The sequence below is a fragment of the SAR202 cluster bacterium genome, from assembly GCA_016872285.1.
GTDB lineage: Bacteria > Chloroflexota > Dehalococcoidia > Lucifugimonadales.
The window spans coordinates 1-5,901 of record VGZZ01000075.1; the positions used below are offsets into that span (position 1 = coordinate 1).

The window sequence follows — 5,901 nt, forward strand, 5'->3', positions numbered from 1 at the left end:
TACCCTCCCCTCCTCACCCCCCCCCCCACCAGCCCCGGCCCCACGTGCGCTCCCACCACCGGCCCCAGCCGGGTTACCATCACCCTGCCCCTATCTCCACCACCCTGCACCAGCTTCCCCAGCCTTAACGCCAGCGCCTCCGCGTCCTGCGGCGTCGTGCTGTGGCACACCCAAACCTCCTTCGCCGACCCTATCCCCTCCGCCAGCCCCGCCAGCCGCTCCAGCGCCTTTCCCCGGCTGCGCACCCGCTCCATCGGGTGTATCTCCCCCTCCCCTAACGTCAATATCGGCTTCACGTTCAGCAGTGACCCCAAAAACGCCTGCGCCCGGCCTATCCGTCCCCCCTTCTGCAAATACTCCAGCGTATCCACCATAAAAAACACCTTCGTCTCCGCCGCCGCCCGCCGCGCCTCCTCCGCCACCTCCTGCTGCCCCGCGCCGCCCTTCGCCAGCCTCGCCCCCGCCAGCGCCGCTATCCCCAGCCCCATGGACGCCAGCAGCGAATCGACGATCACCACCTTCCCCGCGCTTCCCATCTGCTCCTTGGCCTGCGTCGCCGAATTCACCGTCCCGCTTAGCTTAGACGATATGTGTACCGACACCACCTGGTTCCCCTTCTTGGCCTCCTCCTGGTACACGCTCAGGAAGTCCTGCACCGCTGGCTGCGACGTTGTCGGCAAGGGGTTGCTCCCCACCAGCCGCTTATAAAACTCGTCCGGCCCTATATCCACCCCGTCCCTAAGCGTCTCCAGCCCCTTGTCCGCCTTCTGAAAGTTGACATAAAGCGGCACCACACGGACCCCCCAACGCTTCGCCTCCTCCACCGGCAAGTCCGCTGTGCTGTCGGTGACAATCGTTACGCCCATATCCCGCCTCCCGCGCAGATTGCCGAGAGTTTACACCTTTCCGGCTGCTGGCGGGAGACAGGCTGCCCTTTGACTGTCCGAGCGTCGATAATGTTCATCCATCCGAGTAGGTGTTTACTAAGGCCTTAACCTACGCCGTAACATCCAGTATAAACATCAACCCGCCGCCGCCCTCCACCTCGCTCCCGTCATTCGTGACGTGATGGTTGATATGGCAGTGCAGCAGCCACTTCCCAGGCTCGCGAGCCTCCCAAATCACGTCATACCGCTCCCCCGGCGCCACGTTCACCGTGTCCTTCACAAACACGGCGCCTTCAGGGACCGGCTGGCCGTCCGTCGCGGTTATGCTGAACGGCCCGCCGTGAATGTGCATAGGATGGGCAAAGGCGCTGCTGGATCCGATAAACCGCACCAGCAGCCGCTCTCCCACTCGCAATGGCACCGTTTCCGTGGCGGGGTAAGCCTTGCCGTTAATCGTGAAAAAGTTAGGCAGCTGCCCCTCCATCGGCATCGCGGGAAAGGTGTAGCCGTCGCGATGCAGCCACTCCTGAAGCTGCACCACCAGCTCCTTGTCCCACGCCGGCGCGGCGGGCGGCTGGGCCGGGTCGATAATAAGCGCCCCGTACAGCCCCAGCGCCTGCTGCCGGTCCACGTGGTCGTGCGAATGGTAGAAAAATGTGCCGTGCTGCCGCGCCACGAACTAGAATGTGAAGGTCTCGCCGGGCTTGATAGGCTCCTGCGTTATCTTCGCCGGCCCATCCATGGCGTTAGGCAGGATCAGCCCGTGCCAGTGTACCGCCGTCGACCCCGGCAGCCGATTGGTCACGTTTATCCGAATGCGGTCGCCCTCCGTCACGCGCAGCCGAGGTCCCGGCACCTGGCCGTTGTACGTATATGCCGCGACTTTCACGTCGGGCAGGATGTGCCAGTAAGCAATCGATGTCTCTATATCGAAGACCTTGACGCCGTCCTCTATTCGCGGTGGCAGCAGCTGGTCGCCTCGCGCGCTGGCGTCGGGCTGATGCAGCACGTCGTGAAGGCTTACCGCCGCCATATCCCGCATCGTATCGGCGTTGGTCTCGCGCGTCATAATCATCCCCGGCGGCATCACCAGCCCGCCCACGTCCCTGGCGCTGAGAGTGAGGTTATAGCGCGACGCGGACCACAAAACAGCTCCTGCCAGAGCAAGAAGCGTTAAGAGCGTCACCGCCAGGAGTTGCGGGCCTGTCACCGCGGAGGCGGGATTGTCGCCCACCATCATCCCCTCATGGCCCATTCCGGCGTGCCCCGTGCCTGAATCGCGGCGCCCTTCGTCGCCAGGGGGCCCATGTGCCGAATGGTCTTTCATAGCTCCTACGCCCCTCCCGCATGGCCCTCATGGGCTGGCCGGCTCTGCGCCGCAAGCTCTCGTAGCCGCTCGCGCTCCGCCTCCATACTGTGGCCGCCTTTGCCCAGTACGCGCTGCGTCCCCATGCCGTGCTTTAGTCCCTTTGCCACCAGCCACCAGTTGACCGGATACGCGGTAATAAACCCAACGCTCACCCCCGCGGACATAACACCCCAGTACAGCAGCTGGCTCGGCTCCATGGCCCGCATGTCCCGGCCCATCATCCCAGCCACCATCACCGGAATCATGCCCGCCATCACCATGTTCATCGACAGCCATTCCGGCATGAACGACATGCGCAACGCCTTCAGATACGATCCTCCCATCATGCCCTTCATAAAAAGCGCTTGAAAAATAAAAAGGCCAAACCCAAAGCCGGCAACGTACTCCACGATTAAGTCCAGCCACATCGGAAACCTCAGCAGCGCCGTCACCGTCGCTGCCAGGATGATGCCCGTGGCGTCCCCCGCCAGGCAGTGCATGGTAGATCCCATCGACTGCTTCCACAGCGGCTTGATGAACTCTTCGTGCGTGTACGGTCGAGGCTCCTTGCAGGAGAGGATGTACAGGCCCAGGCCTATCGGCCCCATATAGAGGGTGACTAGGCCCCACCCCCACTTCATCACCGTAAGCTCGGGGTTGTTGAAGTACGCGTCGTACGACACGTACGCCACCGAGGCTAGCGTAAGCGCGAACCGGACCAGCAGAAAGATGTCGATGTAAGCCAACGGCCCAAGCCCCGGCAAGCTCAAATCAGTCAATCTGCGTCTCCTATTGCCAATTGTCTCCTAGCTCTTCCCTTTTCCTTCTACGCTTGGTGCTCGTCGCCGCTGAGGCGTATAAAAGGAACTGACCGGTACTAAGAAAATTCCTTCTCCCCTTGTGGTAGAAGGCGCAGGTTGAGGGGTAAACCCTGGAGACACAATACACATATCAGACCAACCTGCCACCGCTCTCTCCTCCCTTCCCCCTCAAGAAGTGTGTCAAGGATAAGGGATGGGGATCCTACCTCGCCTTCGCATACTCCCTATGCCACCTCTCCCCCTTCTGCGCCAGCCCCAATCCCTCCCCTCCTCCGAACCTCCGATGCCTGAACCACGGCATCGCCCTGTGCGCCGACGCGTTCGCTCGCAAAAAGTTATACACCCCGTAATCGCACAGCCACCCCTCCATCTGCTCCATGTTCGGGTATAGCGGCGCAGCGTCCTTCCAGATAGCCCGCCCGCACAGAAACCCGCTGGCCCCCGCCTCCGTCGCCAGGCTGACCTGAGTCAGAAACTCCTCGATGTCCACCCCCGCGCTCAGTATCACCCACGGCGTACCCGACGCCTCGTTTAGCTCCCGGCACCGCTCCCGCACCGACTTCAGGTCGTACACCGCCTCCTGCGCCTTCCCGTCGAAAGCCCCGCCCGCAAACTCGCGCGTCCACTTCAGTTCCGACGGGAACTCCAGCTTTAAGATGTCGACATGGTACTCCTGGCGGCTGAACTCCTCCGCGCTCTTGATGACTATCTCCGGCTTCTTTAACGCGTACTCCGGCGTGTTCTCCCCCGGCTCCTTCAGCGCATACCCCACCAGCTCTAGCAAAAACGGCATATCCGCCTCAAGGCACTCCTCCCCCACTCGGCGCACCAGGTCTTGCTGGTGCTTCCGCATCTCCGACGACATATCAGGCCGGTAGTACACCAGCAGCTTCACCGCGTCCGCCCCTGCCCGTTGCGCCTTCTCCGCCGTCCACCCCTCGATGAGTTCCGTCAGCCGCTCCTTGCTCCCCGCCGACGCCGGCTGGTACCCCGACTCCTCGTGCGCCAGCAGCAGCCCCACCCGCGGCGGCAGGCGCTGTATCGTGTACGGGTATCCCACCAGCGGGTCCGTCAGCACCGCCGTCGAATACGGCGCCAGGATTTTAGTAATCGCCTCCTTGGCCCTCGCCATATCCTCCGTAGTTATCTCTCGATTCCCGCCCCCGGCCCTTGACAGCGCCCTCTCCAGCGACCCCCGCTGGTCGATAGCCAGCATCTTGAACCGCCCCTGCTCGTCCGTCAGCGACCGCAGCCTCTGCCACTTCCCCGCCGAAAATTCAAACCCCATCACTCCACCTCACCTTTCTACTTGTCTGGAGGCCTTCTAGCGTTCTATACCATGCCTGGTCTTTCTGACCCCATTTCCTTAGGACCTCTGGTGCTAATCTAGGTTCGTGTTCTTTGAACGGAATGACCGTCTCCAAGGAAATGCCTTCTCCCCTTGTGGGAGAAGGCGCAGGTTGAGGGTTAAACCCTGGAAGTACGACCCTTTATCATTGCCACTTGCCACTACTGTTTCATCCCTCCAATCTGTGTAGGTGAATGGGGTTTTCTAATCATCAACCTTAAGTAAGTAGCGTCCTCATCCTCTTTCTCTCGCCGCTGTCGCCAGCCCCCAGCCAGCCACCCGACCAAACCTCCTCTCGATCTCCTCCGGCGCCATCCCCGCCGCCTCCGCCAGCCGTCCCCGCATCTCCTGGTTATCCAGGTCCTTCCTCTCCAGCCGAATCATATACTCCCTCGACACCCTGTAATGCTCGCTCTCGATGTCCACCAGCCGCACCCGCGTTTTCCCTGTGTTCGTGTCCTGTATCTCGGAGAAGGGGATTACCCGCAGCCGGCCGCCCACCACGCACACCAGGCGGCTCTGGGCGTCCTGCTCGTCATCGTGGCTCTCCAGCAGCCAGCGCACCGCCCCGTAGCCCAGCGTCCGGGTATAGTCGATGTCATAAGGTATCGGGTCGGCGCACCGCAGCGCGTAACCCATCGTGATATCCGTCACCGTCAGGCGATGCCCCCGCTCCTCGAATCGACGCTCCACCTCCCGCCGCAAAATCGATGCCAGGGGTATCTCGCTCAGCCGTATGTGGCCGTAGGGGTCCTTTCGCGTCTCGACGCCCGGAATCTTGGACAGCTCCTCGGCATCCAGCTTCTCCGCCACCCCCTCCGCCAGCACCGCCACCCCATCCCATCGGCCCTCCGCCCCACGCTTCAAGATAGAGCCCTCCAGCAAGTCGCAGACCTCTTCTAGCCTCACTCGGTTGCTGGGAAACTCCTCGGGGATGATGGTCAGCGTCGCGCCCGCCGCCTTGCCGATGCCCAGGGCCAGGTGCCCCGCCTTCCGCCCCATAATCACCACAATGAACCATCGCTTGGTGGTGCGGGCGTCCTCCATCAGGTTCAGCACCTGCTGTGTGCCCACGTGCCTCGCCGTCTCGAACCCAAACGTCGGCATCCCTTCCGGCAGCGGCAGGTCGTTGTCGATGGTCTTGGGTATGTGCGCCACCGATATCCTCCCTCCCGACTCCTTCGCCACCGAATACGACGCGAAGGCCGTGTCCTCGCCCCCAATCGTCACCAGGTGCTTGACGCCCAGCCCCTCCAGCGTCGCCACCGTCCGCTTCAGGTCTTCTGGCTTCGTTGTCGGGTTCGCCCGCGCCGTCCGCAGTATCGACCCGCCCATCACATGAATCCTTGACACGTCTGAAATATCTAAGGGCCGCGTCATGTCCTGTCGGCCCTTCATCAAATGCTCGAAGCCATCGTAAAACCCCACCACCTCCAGCCCCGAGTTCACCGCCTCAATCACCACCGCGCTGATGGCGCTGTTTATCCCCGGCGCCGG

At 62.3% G+C, this 5,901-nt stretch carries 4 protein-coding genes and 1 pseudogene; all 5 read right to left on the reverse strand.

From position 1 onward, the window contains the following. Positions 1-866 (reverse strand): DegV family protein (locus FJ320_12650; protein MBM3926795.1); only part of this gene is annotated, 866 nt, incomplete at its 3' end. 130 nt (positions 867-996) lie between these two features. Next, a pseudogene (locus tag FJ320_12655) lies at positions 997-2,214 on the reverse strand (copper oxidase). A 5-nt stretch (positions 2,215-2,219) separates the two neighbouring features. Then, on the reverse strand, positions 2,220-3,005 hold the full coding sequence (locus tag FJ320_12660) for a DUF4396 domain-containing protein (protein MBM3926796.1): 786 nt from the start codon (positions 3,003-3,005) through the stop codon (positions 2,220-2,222). 253 nt (positions 3,006-3,258) lie between these two features. Beyond that, positions 3,259-4,344, reverse strand: coding sequence for a DUF2090 domain-containing protein (locus FJ320_12665; protein ID MBM3926797.1), 1,086 nt, complete (start codon positions 4,342-4,344; stop codon positions 3,259-3,261). 294 nt (positions 4,345-4,638) lie between these two features. Further along, a partial coding sequence (locus FJ320_12670; GenBank protein MBM3926798.1) for a 6-phosphofructokinase occupies positions 4,639-5,901 on the reverse strand: 1,263 nt, incomplete at its 5' end.